Source organism: Exiguobacterium sp. SL-9, assembly GCF_004336985.1.
Lineage (GTDB): Bacteria > Bacillota > Bacilli > Exiguobacteriales > Exiguobacteriaceae > Exiguobacterium.
The window spans coordinates 252,762-270,308 of the sequence record NZ_SJUO01000001.1 but is presented as its reverse complement, the minus strand read 5'-3'; the positions used below and the strand labels follow the sequence as shown (position 1 = coordinate 270,308).

General features: G+C 51.1%; 18 protein-coding genes and 1 pseudogene. 17 read left to right on the top strand and 2 right to left on the bottom strand.

The features are described from left to right. Position 1 precedes the first annotated feature (1 nt). From EVJ34_RS01420 to EVJ34_RS01400, 5 genes are read left to right on the top strand one after another with little or no spacing between them, the layout of a single operon-like run. On the top strand, positions 2-2,251 hold the full coding sequence (locus tag EVJ34_RS01420; RefSeq protein ID WP_131484533.1) for a DEAD/DEAH box helicase: 2,250 nt from the start codon (positions 2-4) through the stop codon (positions 2,249-2,251). Next, positions 2,248-3,405 (top strand): ribonuclease H-like domain-containing protein, encoded by a 1,158-nt coding sequence (locus tag EVJ34_RS01415; RefSeq protein WP_131484532.1) that lies wholly within the window; start codon positions 2,248-2,250, stop codon positions 3,403-3,405. Before EVJ34_RS01420 ends, EVJ34_RS01415 begins: the two co-directional genes overlap by 4 nt. Beyond that, complete coding sequence (locus EVJ34_RS01410) at positions 3,402-3,947, top strand: SLOG family protein (RefSeq protein ID WP_131434105.1); 546 nt, start codon at positions 3,402-3,404, stop codon at positions 3,945-3,947. Before EVJ34_RS01415 ends, EVJ34_RS01410 begins: the two co-directional genes overlap by 4 nt. Positions 3,948-3,952: 5 nt before the next feature. Then, the gene (gpsB, locus tag EVJ34_RS01405; RefSeq protein WP_483297297.1) at positions 3,953-4,249 is read left to right on the top strand and encodes a cell division regulator GpsB; all 297 of its coding nucleotides are present in this window, start codon (positions 3,953-3,955) and stop codon (positions 4,247-4,249) included. Between the two features lie 18 nt (positions 4,250-4,267). After that, positions 4,268-4,843 (top strand): nuclease-related domain-containing protein, encoded by a 576-nt coding sequence (locus EVJ34_RS01400; RefSeq protein ID WP_131434109.1) that lies wholly within the window; start codon positions 4,268-4,270, stop codon positions 4,841-4,843. Positions 4,844-4,871: 28 nt separating this feature from the next. Here the strand turns inward: EVJ34_RS01400 and EVJ34_RS01395 are convergent, their stop codons facing one another. Continuing rightward, positions 4,872-5,165, bottom strand: coding sequence for a hypothetical protein (locus EVJ34_RS01395; protein ID WP_021067239.1), 294 nt, complete (start codon positions 5,163-5,165; stop codon positions 4,872-4,874). A gap of 95 nt (positions 5,166-5,260) precedes the next feature. Here EVJ34_RS01395 and EVJ34_RS01390 point away from each other — a divergent pair, with 95 nt between their 5' ends. After that, the gene (locus EVJ34_RS01390; protein ID WP_131484531.1) at positions 5,261-5,509 is read left to right on the top strand and encodes a hypothetical protein; all 249 of its coding nucleotides are present in this window, start codon (positions 5,261-5,263) and stop codon (positions 5,507-5,509) included. Between the two features lie 33 nt (positions 5,510-5,542). Here the strand turns inward: EVJ34_RS01390 and EVJ34_RS01385 are convergent, their stop codons facing one another. Beyond that, complete coding sequence (locus tag EVJ34_RS01385; RefSeq protein ID WP_131434113.1) at positions 5,543-7,078, bottom strand: FAD-dependent monooxygenase; 1,536 nt, start codon at positions 7,076-7,078, stop codon at positions 5,543-5,545. Positions 7,079-7,185: 107 nt separating this feature from the next. Between EVJ34_RS01385 and EVJ34_RS01380 the strand changes: the two genes are divergently transcribed. The 11 genes and pseudogenes from EVJ34_RS01380 to EVJ34_RS01330 all read left to right on the top strand — a co-directional run bounded on the left by EVJ34_RS01380 (position 7,186) and on the right by EVJ34_RS01330 (position 17,516). Next, a complete protein-coding gene (locus EVJ34_RS01380; protein ID WP_131484530.1) occupies positions 7,186-7,812 on the top strand; it encodes an NUDIX hydrolase in 627 nt (208 codons plus the stop codon). A 41-nt stretch (positions 7,813-7,853) separates the two neighbouring features. Continuing rightward, entirely contained in the window at positions 7,854-8,054 is a 201-nt protein-coding gene (locus EVJ34_RS01375) for a DUF2187 family protein (protein ID WP_131434116.1), read from the top strand. Positions 8,055-8,071: 17 nt separating this feature from the next. Then, entirely contained in the window at positions 8,072-9,256 is a 1,185-nt protein-coding gene (locus EVJ34_RS01370; protein WP_131434117.1) for a DUF2157 domain-containing protein, read from the top strand. Beyond that, positions 9,253-9,717 carry a GDYXXLXY domain-containing protein gene (locus tag EVJ34_RS01365; protein WP_131434118.1) on the top strand — a complete coding sequence of 155 codons (465 nt, stop codon included), beginning with the start codon at positions 9,253-9,255 and terminating at the stop codon, positions 9,715-9,717. The genes EVJ34_RS01370 and EVJ34_RS01365 overlap by 4 nt, the downstream gene beginning before the upstream one ends. A 226-nt stretch (positions 9,718-9,943) precedes the next feature. Further along, positions 9,944-10,651, top strand: a complete 708-nt coding sequence (locus EVJ34_RS01360) for a 3D domain-containing protein (protein WP_131484529.1) — start codon at positions 9,944-9,946, stop codon at positions 10,649-10,651. Between the two features lie 159 nt (positions 10,652-10,810). Then, positions 10,811-11,527 (top strand): annotated as a pseudogene (locus EVJ34_RS01355) (ABC transporter ATP-binding protein); the annotation flags it as partial. A gap of 10 nt (positions 11,528-11,537) precedes the next feature. After that, positions 11,538-13,043 (top strand): ABC transporter permease/substrate-binding protein, encoded by a 1,506-nt coding sequence (locus EVJ34_RS01350; protein ID WP_131484527.1) that lies wholly within the window; start codon positions 11,538-11,540, stop codon positions 13,041-13,043. Continuing rightward, positions 13,040-13,918 (top strand): diacylglycerol/lipid kinase family protein, encoded by an 879-nt coding sequence (locus tag EVJ34_RS01345; protein WP_131484526.1) that lies wholly within the window; start codon positions 13,040-13,042, stop codon positions 13,916-13,918. The genes EVJ34_RS01350 and EVJ34_RS01345 overlap by 4 nt, the downstream gene beginning before the upstream one ends. Positions 13,919-14,050: 132 nt before the next feature. Next, the gene (locus tag EVJ34_RS01340; RefSeq protein WP_131484794.1) at positions 14,051-15,403 is read left to right on the top strand and encodes a sodium-dependent transporter; all 1,353 of its coding nucleotides are present in this window, start codon (positions 14,051-14,053) and stop codon (positions 15,401-15,403) included. A gap of 183 nt (positions 15,404-15,586) precedes the next feature. Beyond that, entirely contained in the window at positions 15,587-16,303 is a 717-nt protein-coding gene (locus tag EVJ34_RS01335) for a 5-bromo-4-chloroindolyl phosphate hydrolysis family protein (protein WP_131484525.1), read from the top strand. Beyond that, positions 16,287-17,516: a toxic anion resistance protein gene (locus tag EVJ34_RS01330; protein WP_131434129.1), complete on the top strand. Its 1,230-nt coding sequence runs from the start codon at positions 16,287-16,289 to the stop codon at positions 17,514-17,516. Before EVJ34_RS01335 ends, EVJ34_RS01330 begins: the two co-directional genes overlap by 17 nt. Positions 17,517-17,547 lie beyond the last annotated feature (31 nt).

Here is a 17,547-nt window from a genome sequence, read left to right as displayed (position 1 = left end):
TATGCGGAAAAAACGTTCCGTGGAAGAAATGATTCAGACGCTGAAGACCGACCCGGGTTTTTCGGGCAACGTGACGCATTGGCACACGGTCGAGGCGAAGCCGGCCCGGTATGCGCCGATTCCATCGAGCGTCCCGCCAGATCTCGTCCGAGTGCTCCATGGCCGCGGAATCGAACAACTATACACCCATCAAGCCGAAGCAATCGAGCAGACGTCTCGCGGCAACTCGACGGTCATCGTCACCCCGACCGCTTCCGGGAAGACGCTCTGTTACAATTTGCCGGTTTTATCGAAAATGATTGAACAACCGACGGCCCGGGCGCTCTACTTGTACCCGACGAAAGCGCTCGCCCAAGACCAAAACAGTGATTTGATGGAGATGGTCGAGGCGCTCGAAGGTGACCTTCGTTGTTTCACATACGATGGGGACACGGCGCCAGCGGCTCGTACGAAAGTACGAGACGCCGGCAATATCGTCATCACGAATCCGGATATGCTTCACTCTGGAATCTTGCCGCATCATACGAAATGGATTCGATTGTTCGAGAACTTGGAATACATTGTTGTCGACGAGTTGCATACGTACCGAGGGGTATTCGGTAGCCACGTCGCCAACGTGTTCCGCCGCCTGAAACGGATCTGTGCCTATTACGGGAGTCATCCGAAATGGATCATGACGTCGGCGACGATTGCCAACCCGGTCGAGTTGGCTGAACTGTTGACCGAGGAAGACGTCGTCCTCGTTGACAATAACGGGGCACCACAAGGGAAGAAACATTTGATTTTTTACAATCCGCCCGTCGTCAATGAGGCGCTCGGGATTCGTCGGAGCGCCACGCTCGAGACGAAGCGGATTGCCTCAAAGCTCGTCGAAGCGGACATTCAGACGATCGTCTTCGCCCGCTCACGGGTACGGGTCGAGGTGTTGTTGACGTATTTACAAGAACTGACGCGGCGCGAGCTCGGTCCTAAGTCGATCGTTGGCTATCGAGGTGGTTATTTGCCGTCAGAACGCCGTGAAATCGAGCGCCGCCTCCGGAACGGGGAAATCAAAGCCGTCGTCTCGACGAATGCGCTCGAGCTCGGTGTCGATATCGGCCAGTTGCAAGCCTGTGTCTTAAACGGATATCCAGGGACGGTCGCATCGATGTGGCAACAGGCGGGCCGAGCCGGACGCCGTCATTCCGAGGCGCTCGTCATTTTTGTCGCCTCATCGTCATCGCTCGACCAACTCGTCGTCGAGCAGCCCGATTTGATTTTAGACCGGTCTCCGGAAGCGGCCCGGCTCGACCCGAACAATTTGATCATTCTCGTCGACCATATGAAATGTGCCGCGTTCGAACTGCCTTTCCAAAAAGGGGAACGGTTCGGGACGGTCGAGACGGAAGACATTCTCGATTTCTTGACGGACGCGCACATCTTGCATGAACGGGCCAATAAATACTATTGGATGACCGACGCGTTCCCGGCTCACGACATCTCGCTTCGGACGAGTGACCAAGAGAACGTCGTCATCGTCGATCAAACCGCGAAGAACCAAGTCATCGGTGAGATGGATACGTTCAGCGCGATGACGTTACTGCATGACGAGGCCATCTATTTGCATGGAGCCGAGCAATATCAGGTCGAGCGACTCGACTTTGAAGAGAAAAAAGCGTACGTCCGACGTGTCGACGTCGACTACTATACGGACGCCAATCTGGCGGTCGAACTGAAAGTGTTAGAAGAGAACAAGACGACCGGCGTGAAGACGTTCGGGGAAGTGTCGGTCATCGCGATGGCGACACTGTTCAAGAAAATCAAATTTGGGACGCACGAGAATATCGGCTCCGGACCAATCCATTTGCCTGAACGAGAACTGCACACGACGGCGACTTGGTTCACGCTAGACGACCGGTTCGCCTACTCGGAAGCCGATATGGAAGATCAGCTTGAAGCAGTCAGCGATCTGTTGCGGCGGCTCGCCCCGCTCTATTTGATGTGTGACACGCTCGACTTGTTCACGACGATTCAAATGAAAGCGACCCATACGAACAAACCGACCGTCTATTTATACGACCGCTATCCAGGCGGAATCGGGCTGAGCGAAGCACTTTATCGCGACGCCGATGAGGTCTTGGACGCGGCCATTCGTACGGTCGAGGACTGCCCGTGCGAGAGCGGTTGTCCGCGCTGTGTCGGAATGATCGGCTACGGTGATTTCAAACAGCAGGTCGTCAGACAGTTGCATGCATTGAAAGGAACGATATGAAAGCAAAACTATCACGACTCATTAAAACGAATGAACCGAAACAAGTCGCCGTGACACCGGACGACGTCGAACAGGCGAAATGGCGCGAGCGCGGCGGAGAGATTTTGACGTTCGAACAAGAATGGTGTGTCCGCTTGAAACAAATTTATCCGCTCGACGAGACGTATCATGACTATACGTTCGGAGAGGCGAAAGCCTCGCTCGCGAGATCGACCCATCCGTTCTTTCAAGTCGATGTCCCATCCGAACAGGTATTGTTCATGGATACCGAGACGACGGGGCTCCGCGGATCGGGAACTTCGATCTTTTTAATCGGATTCGCACGTTTCCAAAGGGACCATCTCGAGATGATCCAGTACGTGTTACCGCACCCGGCGTTCGAGACGGCGTTTTATTATCACTTTTTGAACGACATCGGCGACGAGGTCCGTTTCGTGACGTATAACGGCAAGTCGTTCGACTGGCCCCAAATCAAAACGAGGCACACGTTCGTCCGCTCAAAAGTCAAGGCGCTGCCAGCCGTCGGACATGTCGATTTGTTGCATGCCTCGCGGCGATTGCTCAAACCGACGCTCGAATCGGTCTCGCTCAAAGCGGTTGAGGCACATTTCGGCCACGCCCGGACAGATGACCTACCGGGATTTTTGGCACCGATGCACTATTTCCAATATGTGAAGGACCGGGAACCGGATATTTTACAGCCGGTCATCGACCACCATCACGCCGACTGCTTAAGTCTCGTCTCGCTCTATAAACGGCTCTGTCATCTCGTCGAAGCTGACGAGACACCGTTCGGCGAAGAACGGGCGCACTGGTTGAACGATCTCGGCAACGCCGAGGCGGCGCTTCAAGAATATGAACGCCTCGAACGGCCGACGAAACGTGCCTTGATGCGTCAAGCGTTGCTGTTGAAACGGACCGGCCAGATGGAGCAGGCGCTGCCGCTGTTCGAACAGGTCGGTACGGTCGAGGCACTCGTAGAATTGGCGAAATACGCCGAACATCGCCAAAAAGATATCAATCGGGCCATCACCTATACCGAACAGGCCATCGCCTTGGCAGAACGGAAAGAGACGGTGCTTCGACAGACCGCCTTGACCGAGATGCGAGCGCTGCGCCATCGGATGAACCGGCTAGAAAGGAAGCGAACATGAAAGTTGTCGCCATCACAGGATATCGGCCGCATGAGCTCGGTATTTTTAAAGCAGACCATCCCGGTATCGACATCATCAAAGAAGCGTATGAACGAAAAATAGTCGAAACCATCGAACTTGGGGCCGAATGGTTCATTTTTAGTGGCACGAACGGTTGTGAATTATGGGCTGGAGAAGTATTGTTAGAGTTAAGAGAAACATATCCAATCAAAATCGCCGTATTTCCACCTTTTTTACAGATGGAAGAGAAGTATAAACCGTATGAGCAAGAATTGTTCATTCGTTTACAGCTCGAGGCTGACTTTTTTGAAGCACTGACCCAGCGTCCTTACGAGGACCCGAGCCAGTTGCGCGCAAAAACCGCCTTCTTTTTAGACAAAGCAGCAGGATTAATCACGCTGTATGACGAAGAGACGGGAGGAAGCCCTCGCTTTCTCGTCGAAGGGGCTAAACGAAAACACCAGATGGAGTTATTCTTGATCACGCAGGAAGAGTTGCGCGTGATTGAAGAAGAAAAACAATGGGAACAACATTGGGAGTGAATATGATGCAAACTGAATTAACAGCTGAAGCTATTTATAAACAAGAGTTCAAGACCGCCCTTCGTGGGTATTCACAGGAAGAAGTCGACCAATTTTTAGACGTCGTCATCCGCGATTATGAGAAGATGACGAAAGAAATCGAGCGGTTGCGTCAAGAGAACGAGTCGCTCCGTCGTGGTTCGAATGAACAAACAGAGCCGCTCAAACCTGCCCAACCGGTCGCGTCGAACTATGACATGTTGCGTCGCATCTCGAATTTAGAAAAGGCTGTCTTCGGAAAACAGGTCGGTCCAAGCGAATAAAGTGAGGAGGTGGGAACGATGTTACAAGTATTGACGGCCGTCAAAAAAGAGCCTGAAAAACGACAGACGAAAGGCTTGTTCCGCACGAAAGAAGAAGTCATCACACCGCCGAAGTCGTACACGGACGAGATTGTCGAAATCATCCGTCACACATGCCGGTTTGATTGGATGATGATCGAACAAGTCGAACTCGGTGATGATGTGCTCGATTATGTATTGGTCGGCCCGAAAGGCGTCTTTTTAGTCCGCATCAATCGGACGACGTCGGCCGTCCATATGACGAACCGTGACTGTCGTCTCGAGACGCCGCTCGGTTGGAAAAACATCTATCCACATCCGATGGAAGAACTTGAGCGGATGACGAAGCACGTCCGGAGCGTCTTAAAGAGGCAATGCGGACAGGCTGTCCCCGTCACGTCATTTTTAATTTTCCCTGAGACGCCGCGTCTCAAAGTCGAACGCATTAAGGCGAACTGTGCCGATACGTTCGATGTGATCGACGACGTCATCACGAAAACGAAGCTCGAGCTGTTATCGGAGGCGACAATCAAACACATTGCCTACTATTGCTCGGAGCGTCAAGTACATAAATGAAAATGGCGCTGAAGCTTCAGCGCCATTTTTATTTCAATAATTGTCGGGCCTTCTGTTCATCCTTGCGATGAACGAACAAGGCGACCCGGTCGTCCAAGTTTTTCGCAAGCGGCCGGAACAGACGGCCGGTCGGCAAGCCGTGTTCGACACGGCAGGTGATGCCTTGTTCCGTCAAATACGTATAGTCGTCGAGTAGCGCCTCGCCTTGTTTGCCGAACGCCTCACCGAAGCGGACCCACTGTAAGTTACGGACGGCGCGAATCGAGACGAGTACGACGAATGTGATGCCTAAGACGATAATCAATATTGTTTCCAAGTTCAAAGCGTTCAACCCCTTCTTTACATAATTTTAAGGGCGCAACCGCTTGAAAGCAACAACGATAGACCGGTATACTCAAAAGAAAGTGAGGGATGACCATGAAAACAACGATTCAATCGCGTCGCGAAGCCGTGACACTATTAGAGGATAAGCACGTGCTCTACATCCGCATCCATAACGGACAAACCGGGATGATCAAACAAACGGATGAGGGTATCATCATCGCAATTCCGAATGAAGAGACAGATAAAGTCGATTTTCGCAAGTTAGAAGACATCGAAGCATTTGAGGCGTTCTACGATTTGACGCTCTCGAAGCCAGGGACGCTGTATTACAATCAAGCGTGAACAGAGCTCCACTCGTGACGAGTGGAGCTCTTGTCATAGTGCCGGCAACCAAGCCGCCATCGTCTGTTGCAACGACTCAGGACGGAGATGCCGCTGTTTATGAAGCAAATAACCGTCTGGTCGGATGACGAGTACGCCACGCTTCATGAACAATGACTTCGCGAGTTCGTTACCTTGGTCGAAGAATGGGCGGCTCGTCTTCGAAAGTGTGATGATTTGGAAGAACGATTGATGGTCGTTCAAATAGTCATATAGTGCGGTCGCATCGCGCTGATCATCGTCGAGGATGATGACTTGGAACCGTCCGTCCGCGATTTCCGAAATTTTGGTGCGCAACCCGTCGTCGGTCCGTATGATCTCGATTTCTGGGAAAATCTTACCCTTGGCGACACGCAAGAACGGAATTCGGGAATGTCCGGGATAAGACAAGTGTAGTTGGGCGATCCGTTCCGTGATTTTTTGATTGATTAAGTTGACGCGCGTAAAGACGTCGGCACCGAGCGCTTGGAACGGCAAGAGGACAGGTAATGTCGTCTGTAACACTTCCGTCGCCACGTTCGTTGTCTGAAGCACGTTACGAGCCACGTGCTCTCTTTCGTCGCGATACGAGGCTACGACGCGGAACGGGGCACCGGCTTTCAAATGGAGCCACAACTTCCAACCGAGATTGAACGAATCGGCGATACCGGTGTTCATGCCTTGTCCGCCCACGGGTGAGTTGATGTGTGCGGCGTCTCCCATGAGAATGACGCGGTTGTGAATGAACGAGTCGACCATCCGGTTATGGACCCGGAAAAGCGAGAACCATTCGACTTCGTCAATCTCGACTTCCATATGGCTGCGCTGTTCGATTAACTTGCGCAGCTCTGACTCGTTGAACGATTCATCGTTCGCGAGGTTTCCCGTGATGCGGATCGTGTCATCCGTGAGCGGGAATACTTCCAAAACGCCCCGGTCGGAAAAGAAGATATGCACTTCTTCGCGCGAAATATTCCACTTGGCTTTCATATCGGCGAGCACCCACGACTCTTTGAACGACTTCCCGCTGAACGGAAGGGCAAGCATCCGTCGGATCGAACTATTCGCTCCGTCGGCCGCCACGACGTATTTAGCTTCGATTGTCCGATTCGACGCATCCGACTCAAGGTGGGCGAGAACTCGGGACGGATAGTGCGTCAATGAGACGAGTGATTCGCCGCGTTGGACAGCATGACCGTGTCCATTTAACGCATCCTCTAAAATCGCTTCCGTCTCATTTTGTCGTAGTAGCGTCACGAACGGGTAGGGCGTGACGAGACGAGAAAATTCAAGCTTGGCCGTCCATTGACCCGAGAAGTACAGATTACCTTTCTCGATAGTCCGTGCCCGGCCGAGCACTTCTTTGGCGACATCAAGACGAGAGAACACTTCGATCGTCCGCGGTTGAATCCCGATGGCACGGGAATTGTTCGACGGTGTCGTCTTACGATCAATAATTTCAAATGAGATTCCATACCTAGCTAACGTCAACGCGAGCGTGAGTCCGGTCGGACCCGCTCCGACGATTAATACATCAACTTTTTTATCCATCACATCCACCAACTCCTATCGTTAATAATGATATTTCCGACATTTGATGCGTTTAAACGAGGAGACAACGGTGGAAGTGTAGAAACAAAGAGAACGAGGTGGAGAGAATGGACAAATCATGGATCACGGAACAACATTTGCGTGACAGTTTCTCGATGGAAGAAAACTATGAACAGACGGCTGCCGTCCTGATTCCGTTGACCGAGGTCGACGGGACGTGGCATGTCGTCTTTGAAGTACGCGCCCATACGATGCGACGTCAACCCGGAGAGATTTCATTTCCGGGCGGCCGCCTCGATCCTGGTGAGACGCCGGTCGAGGCTGCGGTCCGAGAGACGAGTGAGGAGCTGTTGCTCGCGCTGGAAGAAATTGAAGTCATCGGTCGCCTGCAACCGCTCGCGACGCCGCATCGTCAACTCATCTACCCGTTCGTTGGGGTGATTCCGCGGCTGCCGGACGTCCATCACACAGACGAGGTCGATCACTTATTTTCCGTTCCGGTCGAGACGCTGCTTTTGCTCGACCCGTTCCATGGTGAGATGGAATGGACGATGAATCCGGATCAAAATATCCCGTTTGAGCGGATGGCGAATGCTAAAGCGTACGAAAAACGGGTAATTAAAATGAGAGAACCTTTTTATGAACATGAAGACTACATTATTTGGGGATTGACTGGAAAAATTTTGACACAATTTATTAAACGGCTTAAAGAAAACGTATTCAAACCGATATAATTTCGTTATAATGATAGAAACAAATTTAAGATTGGAAGTGAATGGGTGTGTCTGTAGAATTCGTTGTGGGTGATATCGTCAAGTCAACTCGTGAAGGTTGGGTCGCAGAAGTGACTGCCGTATTGACCAATACGGTCATCGGGGACGTTTCCATCATGGAAGAATTTCAACAACTGGGTCTCGAATTCGAGAAACAAGTTTTATTGAAAACAGATTTGGAATTGATCGAACGCGCCAGCTGACCTTTTAACCGAAAGGGATGATTCAGGTGTCCATTGACAAAAAAGTACGTGAATGGAAAGAGGCCGGTTTACTGGATGAAGTGACCGGTCAGCGCTTGGTCGAATATGAACATAAGAAATTGGCGGTCGGTGACAAACGTGAGCACAAACCGCCTATTCTTGTGATTATCGGATCGATTTTACTGGCGCTCAGCCTCTTCAGCTTTGTCGCTGCCAATTGGCAAGCGATTCCCGACCTCATCAAAATAGCCATTTTCTTATCATTCATGGTTGCGATGTACGTTGCGGCCGAACGCCTGCAAGTGAAGGCATCGCGTTATGTCACACTGTTTCGTCTGTTGGGCGTCGCTTTTTTTGTCGCCACAATGATTGTCATTTTCTCGACGTATAATCTGTCCTCGCAAATTCCGTTCTTATTCTGGTTATTCCTTGCCGTCGCAGTCCTACACAGATTGATGTATAAGCATCCCATTTATACGTTCTTGGCTGCGCTCGCTGCCTTTTTGGCGATCACGAACAGTTTTCAAGGCATCGGACTCCTGTTGATCATGTTCGGTCTGATTGTGACCTGGATCTGGTTCCATTACGGGGACAACGAGCTTGATCGCATTTTCGCCTGGTTCACCTTTTATGGTCTCCTCATCACAATCGGTCAATACGCAGGTTACGAAGGTCGCTTTTGGCCGCTATGGGCACTTGCCGCCTTGCATATCTTATTCTTGGTTTATCGCGAGCGGGGACAGTGGAATTATTTGTACCTCTTCGTCGCGGCGATCCTATCGATTGGTTATTTGATCAATGCGACAGAAGGTTGGTTGTCCCAGCGACAACCGTCCGTCATCGAAGCGACGATGCTGTCGGTCGTTCTCGTCGCCGTCTATTTGTTGCACCGGCGCCAGGATTTGATATGGGTCAGCTTACTCGCCGTCATTCCGTTTTCGTTATTCGAAGACACGGGCATCTTGCTTGCGGTATTGCTCGAAGTGGTCGCACTCGCTTATCTCGTCTATCAAGACCATAACCGCAAACCGATCGTCCTCGCTTTCATCTATTTCTTGCTCATCCAAATGACGATCTATTTCATTTACGTTTGGGATCGACTCGACATTTCATTGTTTTTCCTCATCGGAGCATTGATCGTCTTCGCGTTGTCGCTCGCATTATGGTGGCGTAGCCGTTCGAGAGGGGATGCTCAGACATGAAACGATGGACGCCTTGGTTAGTGCCGGTTGTGCAAGTAGTGATTGCGATTGGTTTTATTTTGCTCGTCTATGCGGTCTCTTGGTTTGGAGAAACATATACGTTCAAAGCGACGTCTTATGAGCCGTATGACCCGTTCTTTGGGGACGTTGTCTATTTGGAGTATGATTCGTTTGAAGGCAGACAAGATGTCGAATCAGGGACCATATACGTCTCGTTCAAGACCGGCGACGATGGGTATGCGACCATCGATCGGGTCAGTTCAAGACCGTTCTTCGGTGGCACACGGGCTAACTATTACGACCGGCAAGTGTATATCGATGACATGAGTTCGTATCGGGTCGTTGAGGAAGAAACGTCGGCGATCGAAGGAGCGAAAACGTTCGAAGTGGATGTCGACGTAGCGCCATGGGGCATGGTGAGACCCCATAATCTGCGGTCAATTGAAGCTGAAACAGAATGACAATCAGATTACAGGTTTGTTACAGGTGATATTGTAACGAATCTGTAATTTTTTGCGAAAACGCTTGGTAATACTGACTAAACAGCAAATGTTACAGATTGTAACCTCTTCTTTCGTCATGTGTCAGAAATATTTCACTTCACCAAAATCTCTTCTCGTGGTTAGAACAGCATGGTAAATTTACTCCTGTTCGTTAGACGACGAGAAAGGTGTTGACCTATTGACTATGCATTCATTAAAATATATAGTCGCGATCCTATTTACCGCATTCGGAACGTTCGTGTTTGCTGCGACGGCCGATGCCGCCCAAATTGGAATCGGGACTGAACAGAAAATTGTCCAAAACCCACTTGAATTAGAACGCCAGGCGATCGAGCTGGAGCGCCAACAAAAAATCGAACGTGAGAAACGTCTTGCCGAAGAGAAACGATTGGCCGAAGAAAAAGCCAAACGTGAACAGGCCGAGCGCGAAGCGAGAGCGAAAGCAGAGCGAATAGCTGAAGAAAAACGCGTCGCTGCTGAGAAGGCACGACAAGAAGAAGCGAAACGTCAAGCCGCAACGAAAGCCGAGAAGAAGCAACAAGCGGCATCAAGCGCGACCGTGACACCAGTTTCGACACAAGGACGTGTCATTCAAGCCGAGTCGACGGCGTATACGAACGATGCGGCTGACAACGGCTCTTACGGGGGACGCGTCTTGACGGCGACAGGCCATGACGTGACGGATTCGATTTATGTTAACGGCATGCGTATCATCGCCGTCGACCCATCTGTCATCCCGCTCGGTACGGTCGTTCAAATCGATGGGGTTGGTCAAGCGATCGCACTCGATACCGGGGGACGCATTAAAGGGAACATCGTCGATTTACTCGTCGACACGAAGAGCGAGGCCATCAATTGGGGCCGACGCCACATCACAATCACATTGCCATAATCTACAGGTTCTCCTTCAGGAGAGCCTTTTTTTACGTCAATCCATCTGGACTGGTCGTTTGGCAACGCCGTGAGCACGTTGCGTTGTTTAACAAACGCTGGAAACGGGCAAACTAATATTTGACTTTCATGAAAAGTTACGAGCCGAGGAGGGGTAGAGTTGATAGAATTTCAAAATGTATCCAAGCGCTATGAGGACGGGACGTTAGCCGTCAAAGACTTGGATTTGACAGTACGTAAAGGGGAGATTTTTGTTTTGATCGGCCCATCAGGGTGTGGCAAGACGACGACGATGAAAATGGTGAATCGACTGATTGATCATACTGACGGAAAAATTTTAATCGACGGGAAAGAGATTTACCAATTCGATATTTTTGAGTTGCGCCGTAACATCGGTTACGTGCTACAACAAATTGCCTTATTCCCTCATTTAACGGTCGAGGAAAACATTTCCGTCGTCCCTGAACTGTTGAAGTGGCCGAAGCAGAAAACGAAAGACCGCGTAACTGAACTCATGGAGATTGCCGGACTGGACCCTGTCTTACGGGCTAAAAAACCGACCGAACTCTCTGGCGGACAACAACAACGGGTTGGGGTGCTCCGCGCGCTCGCGGCCGATCCTGACGTCATCTTGATGGATGAACCGTTCTCGGCACTTGACCCGATTAGCCGGGGACAACTTCAAGACGATATTAAACGTTTGAACGATGAACTCGGAAAGACGATTCTTTTTGTGACCCACGACATGCAGGAAGCGATGAAGCTCGGCGATCGCATCGCCTTGATGCGTGATGGCGAGTTGGTCGTCGTCGGGACACCAGATGAAATAAGAACGAGCACGGACCCGTTCGTCCTCGATTTTACACAACGCGGAAGAGGTGAAGTAGATGCTTGAGACATTTCAAAACCGACGGGGTGAACTCGTCGAGGCGCTCATCGAGCACTTACAACTCTCCGTCGTATCACTCTTGATTGCCGTCTTAATCGCGGTCCCACTCGGGATTTGGTTGACACGCCGCAAGAAAGTGGCTGAGACCGCTATCGGTGTCACTGCCATCATTCAAACGATTCCTTCTTTGGCACTTCTCGGATTGATGATTCCGCTCGTCGGAATCGGTGCCTTGCCGGCGACAATCGCCCTCGTATTATACGCCTTGCTACCAATTCTTCGAAACACGTTCACAGGCTTGAATGAAGTCGATAAATCGCTCATCGAGGCGGCCCGGGCGTGTGGTATGAAGCCGAACCAAAGCTTGATGAGAGTCGAGCTCCCACTCGCCTTGCCGGTCATCATGGCCGGGATTCGAACGGCGATGGTGCTCATCGTCGGGACGGCCACGCTCGCTGCCCTCGTCGGAGCCGGTGGACTCGGGACGTTGATTCTTCTCGGAATCAACCGGAATGACAACTACTTGATTTTGCTTGGCGCCATTCCGGCAGCCATCCTCGCCCTCTTGTTCGACTTCCTGCTACGGCAGATGGAAGGTGCGACGGCGACGCGTAACAAGACGAAGCTGATCGCTGTTTCGACCGTGTTGGCACTGATCATCGCGGCACCGCTCGCGCTCGGTCGTACCCAACAGACCGACCTCGTCGTCGCCGGAAAACTTGGGCCTGAGCCTGAGATCTTAATGAACATGTATAAACTGTTGATTGAGGAAGAGACCGATTTGACCGTTTCCGTCCGTCCAAACTTTGGTGAGACGACGTTCGTTTGGGGAGCGCTTCAATCCGGTGATGTCGATATCTACCCAGAATTCACAGGGACGGTACTCGCCAGTCTCGTGAAAGAGACGCCAAACTCAAATGACGCTCGCGAAGTATATGAACAAGCGCGTGGCGCGTTGGCTGATGACGGTTACGCGTTGCTTGAGCCTATGCAGTTCAACAACACATATGCCATTGCCATCCCACGCGACTACGCCGAAGAGGAAGAGATCACATCGATTTCTGATTTACGCAATGTGCAAACGGACATTGCGGCCGGTTTCACGCTCGAGTTTACGGACCGTGAAGACGGATACCCTGGGCTTCAGCAGGCGTACGGACTCGACTTCCCATCTGTCGTCTCGATGGAACAGAAACTCCGTTACCGTGCCATCGCACGCGGTGACGTCAACCTCGTCGATGCCTACGCGACGGACCCTGACATCGCTGAGAATGATTTGCTCGTCCTTGAAGACGATCAACAGTTCTTCCCGCCATATCAAGGGGCACCGTTACTCAAACAAGAAACGTTAGACGAGCACCCTGAAATCGAAGACGCCCTCAATCAATTGGCCGGCAAAATTACAGATGAAGAGATGTCTGAACTCAACCGCCGTGTCGCGTATGGGAATGAGCGTGCTTATGACGTCGCGCAAGACTTCCTGGAGCAAGCAGGTCTTTTATGAGAGCCATGATTATCTCGAACCCAAAATCCGGTGCAAGTGAAACGATGCTCGGTGAGGTCGTCGGGACAGTCGAATCCTTGTATGACGAGATTTTGATTCGAAAGACGCTCGGACAAGGAGATGCGGCCCGCTTCGCCGAGGAAAGTGCTCCATTCGAACACTTGATTGTCATCGGCGGGGACGGGACCCTGCATGAGGTCGTTAACGGCCTCATGGTACTTCCGAAGGACGAGCGGCCGACGGTCGGCCTCATCCCAGGCGGTACGTGTAACGATTTTGCCCGTGCCCTCGATTTACCGGTCGAACCGATTGATGCGGCCCGGTTATTGAAGATGAGTCATGTCCAACCGGTCGATGTCATGCGGATCAATGAGCGGTACGGCCTCAATTTTATTGGGGTCGGTCTCATCGCCGACGCGTCGCGACAAATCGATCCGCTTCAAAAAGAATCACTCGGATCCATCGGTTACTTTTTAGCGACGATTCGTCAGTTCAGGGAAGTCGACCCGTTCGACGTCCGTGTCGAACAGGATGGAGAAGTCGTTCATGACGGTCCGGTCAGCTTTCTATACGTCGGGAACGGGGCATATTTAGGGACGGTACCTACAAAGCTACCGACCCAGTCGTTCACCGACGGACTCGTCGAAGTCGTTCACAGCTCGGCTATCGGCTTTCCAATGATTCGTCAACTGTTGACCCAGCAGCTTGGGCTCGAACAGTCGTCCCCGGAATGGGTGCACCTACAGATGTCGCAATTGACCGTCCATTTGAGTGAATCTCAAATCATCGATGTCGATGGGGAACACTTTGAGGCGGAACGGTTGGACATCGATGTCCTGCCGAGCGAGTTGTCATTTCTCGTTCCATCACACTAAAAATCCATAAAAGCTACCAGCGGAGAAAAGAATTCAGACTTTTCTCTGTTTTTAGTTGTCCTCGTTTCTGAACCGTGTTAGTATTTCACTATTATTATGAAAAAGATATGAAAACAGGAAGTAGGGATGGTAATGGCGCAAAACTCGTTCGCCTCAAAAATTGGATTCATCTTAGCGGCTGCAGGGTCAGCGATTGGTCTCGGTGCGATTTGGAAATTTCCATATGTCACCGGCACAAGTGGAGGCGGCGCCTTTTTGCTCATGTTTTTAGCGTTCACGCTCTTACTCGGTCTACCGTTGTTGATCGGTGAGTTCATCGTCGGACGCTCGACTCAAAAGACGGCATTGCTCGCATTTAAAAAGCTCGGCCACGGGCGATGGACGCTCGTCGGTTACCTTGGCGTCATCGCATGTTTCTTATTGCTCTCATTCTACAGTGTCATCGGCGGGTGGGTCTTGATTTATGTCGGTCTTGGATTAAGTGGGACATTGAACGGACGTTCGCCTGACGAGTTCGGCGCCGTCTTTGGAGATGTCGTTTCATCGCCAGGCATCGCCGTGTTCGGTCAATTCTTGTTCTTATTGATTACGCTCTTGATCGTCTTAAAAGGGGTCGAAGCCGGGATCGAGCGGATGAGTAAAATCCTGATGCCGCTCTTGTTCGTCAGTTTCATCGTGCTCGTGATTCGCTCGTTGACACTCGACGGGGCAATGGAAGGGGTTCGCTTCTTCTTGCAGCCTGACTTCTCGGCCTTGACGGGTGAATCGGTCTTGTTCGCCCTCGGCCAAGCGTTCTTCTCGCTATCGCTCGGAGTCGCGGCCATGTTGACGTACGCGTCCTACATTAAGACGAAAGGGACGCTTAATCGTTCGGCGAATATGATTGTGCTATTGAATATCGCCGTCTCGCTGTTGGCGGGTCTCGCGATTTTCCCGGCTGTGTTCGCATCAGGACTCGACCCGGCTGAAGGCCCGGCGCTTCTCTTCGTCGTTTTGCCGGCCGTCTTCAATCAAGTCCCGCTCGGTGGGTTCTTCATGGTATTGTTCTTCTTACTGTTCACGTTCGCCTCAATCACATCGTCGATTGCAATGCTTGAAGTCGTCGTCGCCGGTGTGACGGATAAATTGAACGAGAAGAAACAGACGATGTCGAAACGAAACGTCACACTCTTATCAGCAGCGATCGTCTTCGCGGTTGGAATCCCGTCGGCGCTCTCGTTCGGCGTCATGAGTGAGATGCAGTTCTTGAACGGTCGCACATTCTTCGATTCGATGGACTACGTCGTCAGCTACATTTTGATGCCGGTCGGTGCATTCTTGACGTCGATTTTCGTCGGGTATGTCGTCGATCAACGCATCCTGAAAGAAGAGATCCAAACATCGGGCGTTGGTGTCAAACTGTACCCGGTCTGGCATTTCTTGATTCGCTACGTCATTCCGGTGACAGTCGCCATCGTCATGGTGTCGACGTGGCTCACGGTGTAAGGTGATTACAACCTCCTGATTCAATGAATCGGGAGGTTTTTTGTATCCGAGCGCTCATGACTTTTCGTTCTTGCGACCGAGAGAGTGCACGGCGTCATTATGCTAAGCTTATAAAGATGACGAAACTTTTTTTGAAGGTTCACGTAAGGTACAATAGAAGTATCATGAGACGAGGTGAAACGGATGAAAACATGGATGAAATGGGCCCTGACCGGGGCGATCCTATATTTTGCCATAAGCGTTTTTGATTTCTCTTGGTTGTTTATCATCGTCGGGGCGCTCGTATTAAACGAAGTGTGGTCGAACAATAAACGGCGGAAGCGTGCACCCGCGCCCGTTGCCAAACGGGCCAAGAAGAAACTATTGCTCGATGAAGACGAACCGTTCGTCGGCTCGCGCATTCTGAAACCGCTCGAAGAAGCGGCGCCGGTTCGTCAGTTCGAGGCGACCGATGACCTAGAGCTCCAATTTTTACAGCGGACGATTGAACAAGGCTATGAGAAGCTACAACAAATCGACCGTGTCTTGCCAGAAATCAAAGACATCGAGGTGCGGCGTGAGATGAAGGCGGTCTCGAAGGAAGCGCACGAACTGTTCGCCGAACTGTTCGAGAATCCACAAGACGCGAAACACGTCCGTGACTTGTTCACGTTCTATTTGGATTCACTCGTGTCGGTCGTATTGAAATTCAAAGAACTAGAAGGAAAACGCGTCGTCATTCAAGAAGAGACACGTGAACAGCTGATCACCAATATGCGACTCATCGTCGACAAGTTCAAACAGCAACGCAGCCGTCTATTAGAAGATGACGCGGTCGACTTTGAACGAGAGTTGATCATGATGGAAAAAGTATTGGCCGATCAACCAGAAGGGAGAAAAAAACATGACTTCATCGAATGAAACGAACTGGCAGTCATGGCCAGAAGAAGAGCTCACTTCACAGACGAAAACGAAGACGGAGACCGATGCGATTTCGGACCCGTCCGTGGATTGGTCATCAATGACAGAGAAACATGAGGTGCCGGCCATTCAAGTCAATGCCGACGTCCCACAAGCGCATCGGGAACGGATCACGCGCATCGCCGAATCGATCGATATTAAAAAGACGGATTCGGTCATGTTGTTCGGTTCGAACGTGCAACGTGAACTATCGCAATTCTCGGACCAAATCTTGACCGAGGTCCGGATGAAAGATGGCGGCGATGCCGGGAAACTATTGTCCGACTTGATGCAGAACGTTCGTAAGATGGATCCAGACATGTTACAGCCTGAGAAGAAGAGTTTTATGGACAACTTGCCGCTCATCGGACGGGCGAAAAAGAAAGCCGAGAACTATAAACTCCAGTTTGAAAAAATGAGCGTCTATTTAGAAGAGGTCATCCATAATTTGGACCGGGCCAAATTCGGTCTGATGAAGGATATCACGATGCTCGATCAAATGTACGATAAGAACAAGCGTTATTTTGAAGAGCTCAACGTCTATATCGCCGCTGGGGAGACGAAACTTGACCACGTGCGCAGCTATGAGATCGCCCCGCTCCGTCAAGAAGTGGAGATGTCGAAAGACCAGGTCAAACTTCAACAGTTGAACGACATGATCCAACTCGCGGACCGGTTCGAGAAAAAATTGCACGATTTGAAACTGAGCCGGACAATCAGTCTGCAGATGGCACCGCAAATCCGGGTCATCCAACAAAACAACCAGATTTTAGCCGAGAAAATCGAGTCGGCGGTCGTCAATACGATCCCCCTCTGGAAAAACCAAGTCGTGCTCGCGCTCAGCTTGACGCGACAAAAGACGGCGCTCCGGATGCAGCAGGACGTCACGAAGACGACGAACACGTTGCTCGAGCAGAACTCGAAGATGTTGAAAGACTCATCCATCGAGATTGCCACAGAGAACGAGAAGGGCATCGTCTCGGTCGAGTCGCTCAAAGTGGCGCACGAGAACTTGCTCTCAACGCTCGATGAGACGCTCCGGATTCAACAAGAAGGACGTCAGAAACGTCGTGAAGCCGAACGTGAACTCGATCGGATGGAGCACGAGTTGAAAGAAAAAGTCATCGAGATTGCTTCAAAAAACAAAGAGTTGCCGAAAGAGACTGGATATTGAACGAGGAAAGTCTGAGCACTCAGACTTTCCT

What these genes read in the sequence shown, in the direction of transcription:
- EVJ34_RS01415 (WP_131484532.1), top strand. Translation starts at nt 2,248, where the DNA reads ATGAAAGCAAAACTATCACGACTCATTAAAACGAATGAACCGAAACAA.
- EVJ34_RS01370 (WP_131434117.1), top strand. Translation starts at nt 8,072, where the DNA reads ATGATTCAGGTGTCCATTGACAAAAAAGTACGTGAATGGAAAGAGGCC.
- EVJ34_RS01390 (WP_131484531.1), top strand. Translation starts at nt 5,261, where the DNA reads ATGAAAACAACGATTCAATCGCGTCGCGAAGCCGTGACACTATTAGAG.
- gpsB (WP_483297297.1), top strand. Translation starts at nt 3,953, where the DNA reads ATGCAAACTGAATTAACAGCTGAAGCTATTTATAAACAAGAGTTCAAG.
- EVJ34_RS01335 (WP_131484525.1), top strand. Translation starts at nt 15,587, where the DNA reads ATGAAAACATGGATGAAATGGGCCCTGACCGGGGCGATCCTATATTTT.
- EVJ34_RS01365 (WP_131434118.1), top strand. Translation starts at nt 9,253, where the DNA reads ATGAAACGATGGACGCCTTGGTTAGTGCCGGTTGTGCAAGTAGTGATT.
- EVJ34_RS01330 (WP_131434129.1), top strand. Translation starts at nt 16,287, where the DNA reads ATGACTTCATCGAATGAAACGAACTGGCAGTCATGGCCAGAAGAAGAG.
- EVJ34_RS01340 (WP_131484794.1), top strand. Translation starts at nt 14,051, where the DNA reads ATGGCGCAAAACTCGTTCGCCTCAAAAATTGGATTCATCTTAGCGGCT.
- EVJ34_RS01345 (WP_131484526.1), top strand. Translation starts at nt 13,040, where the DNA reads ATGAGAGCCATGATTATCTCGAACCCAAAATCCGGTGCAAGTGAAACG.
- EVJ34_RS01400 (WP_131434109.1), top strand. Translation starts at nt 4,268, where the DNA reads ATGTTACAAGTATTGACGGCCGTCAAAAAAGAGCCTGAAAAACGACAG.
- EVJ34_RS01350 (WP_131484527.1), top strand. Translation starts at nt 11,538, where the DNA reads ATGCTTGAGACATTTCAAAACCGACGGGGTGAACTCGTCGAGGCGCTC.
- EVJ34_RS01375 (WP_131434116.1), top strand. Translation starts at nt 7,854, where the DNA reads ATGGGTGTGTCTGTAGAATTCGTTGTGGGTGATATCGTCAAGTCAACT.
- EVJ34_RS01410 (WP_131434105.1), top strand. Translation starts at nt 3,402, where the DNA reads ATGAAAGTTGTCGCCATCACAGGATATCGGCCGCATGAGCTCGGTATT.
- EVJ34_RS01420 (WP_131484533.1), top strand. Translation starts at nt 2, where the DNA reads ATGCGGAAAAAACGTTCCGTGGAAGAAATGATTCAGACGCTGAAGACC.
- EVJ34_RS01360 (WP_131484529.1), top strand. Translation starts at nt 9,944, where the DNA reads ATGCATTCATTAAAATATATAGTCGCGATCCTATTTACCGCATTCGGA.
- EVJ34_RS01380 (WP_131484530.1), top strand. Translation starts at nt 7,186, where the DNA reads ATGGACAAATCATGGATCACGGAACAACATTTGCGTGACAGTTTCTCG.
- EVJ34_RS01385 (WP_131434113.1), bottom strand. Translation starts at nt 7,078, where the DNA reads ATGGATAAAAAAGTTGATGTATTAATCGTCGGAGCGGGTCCGACCGGA.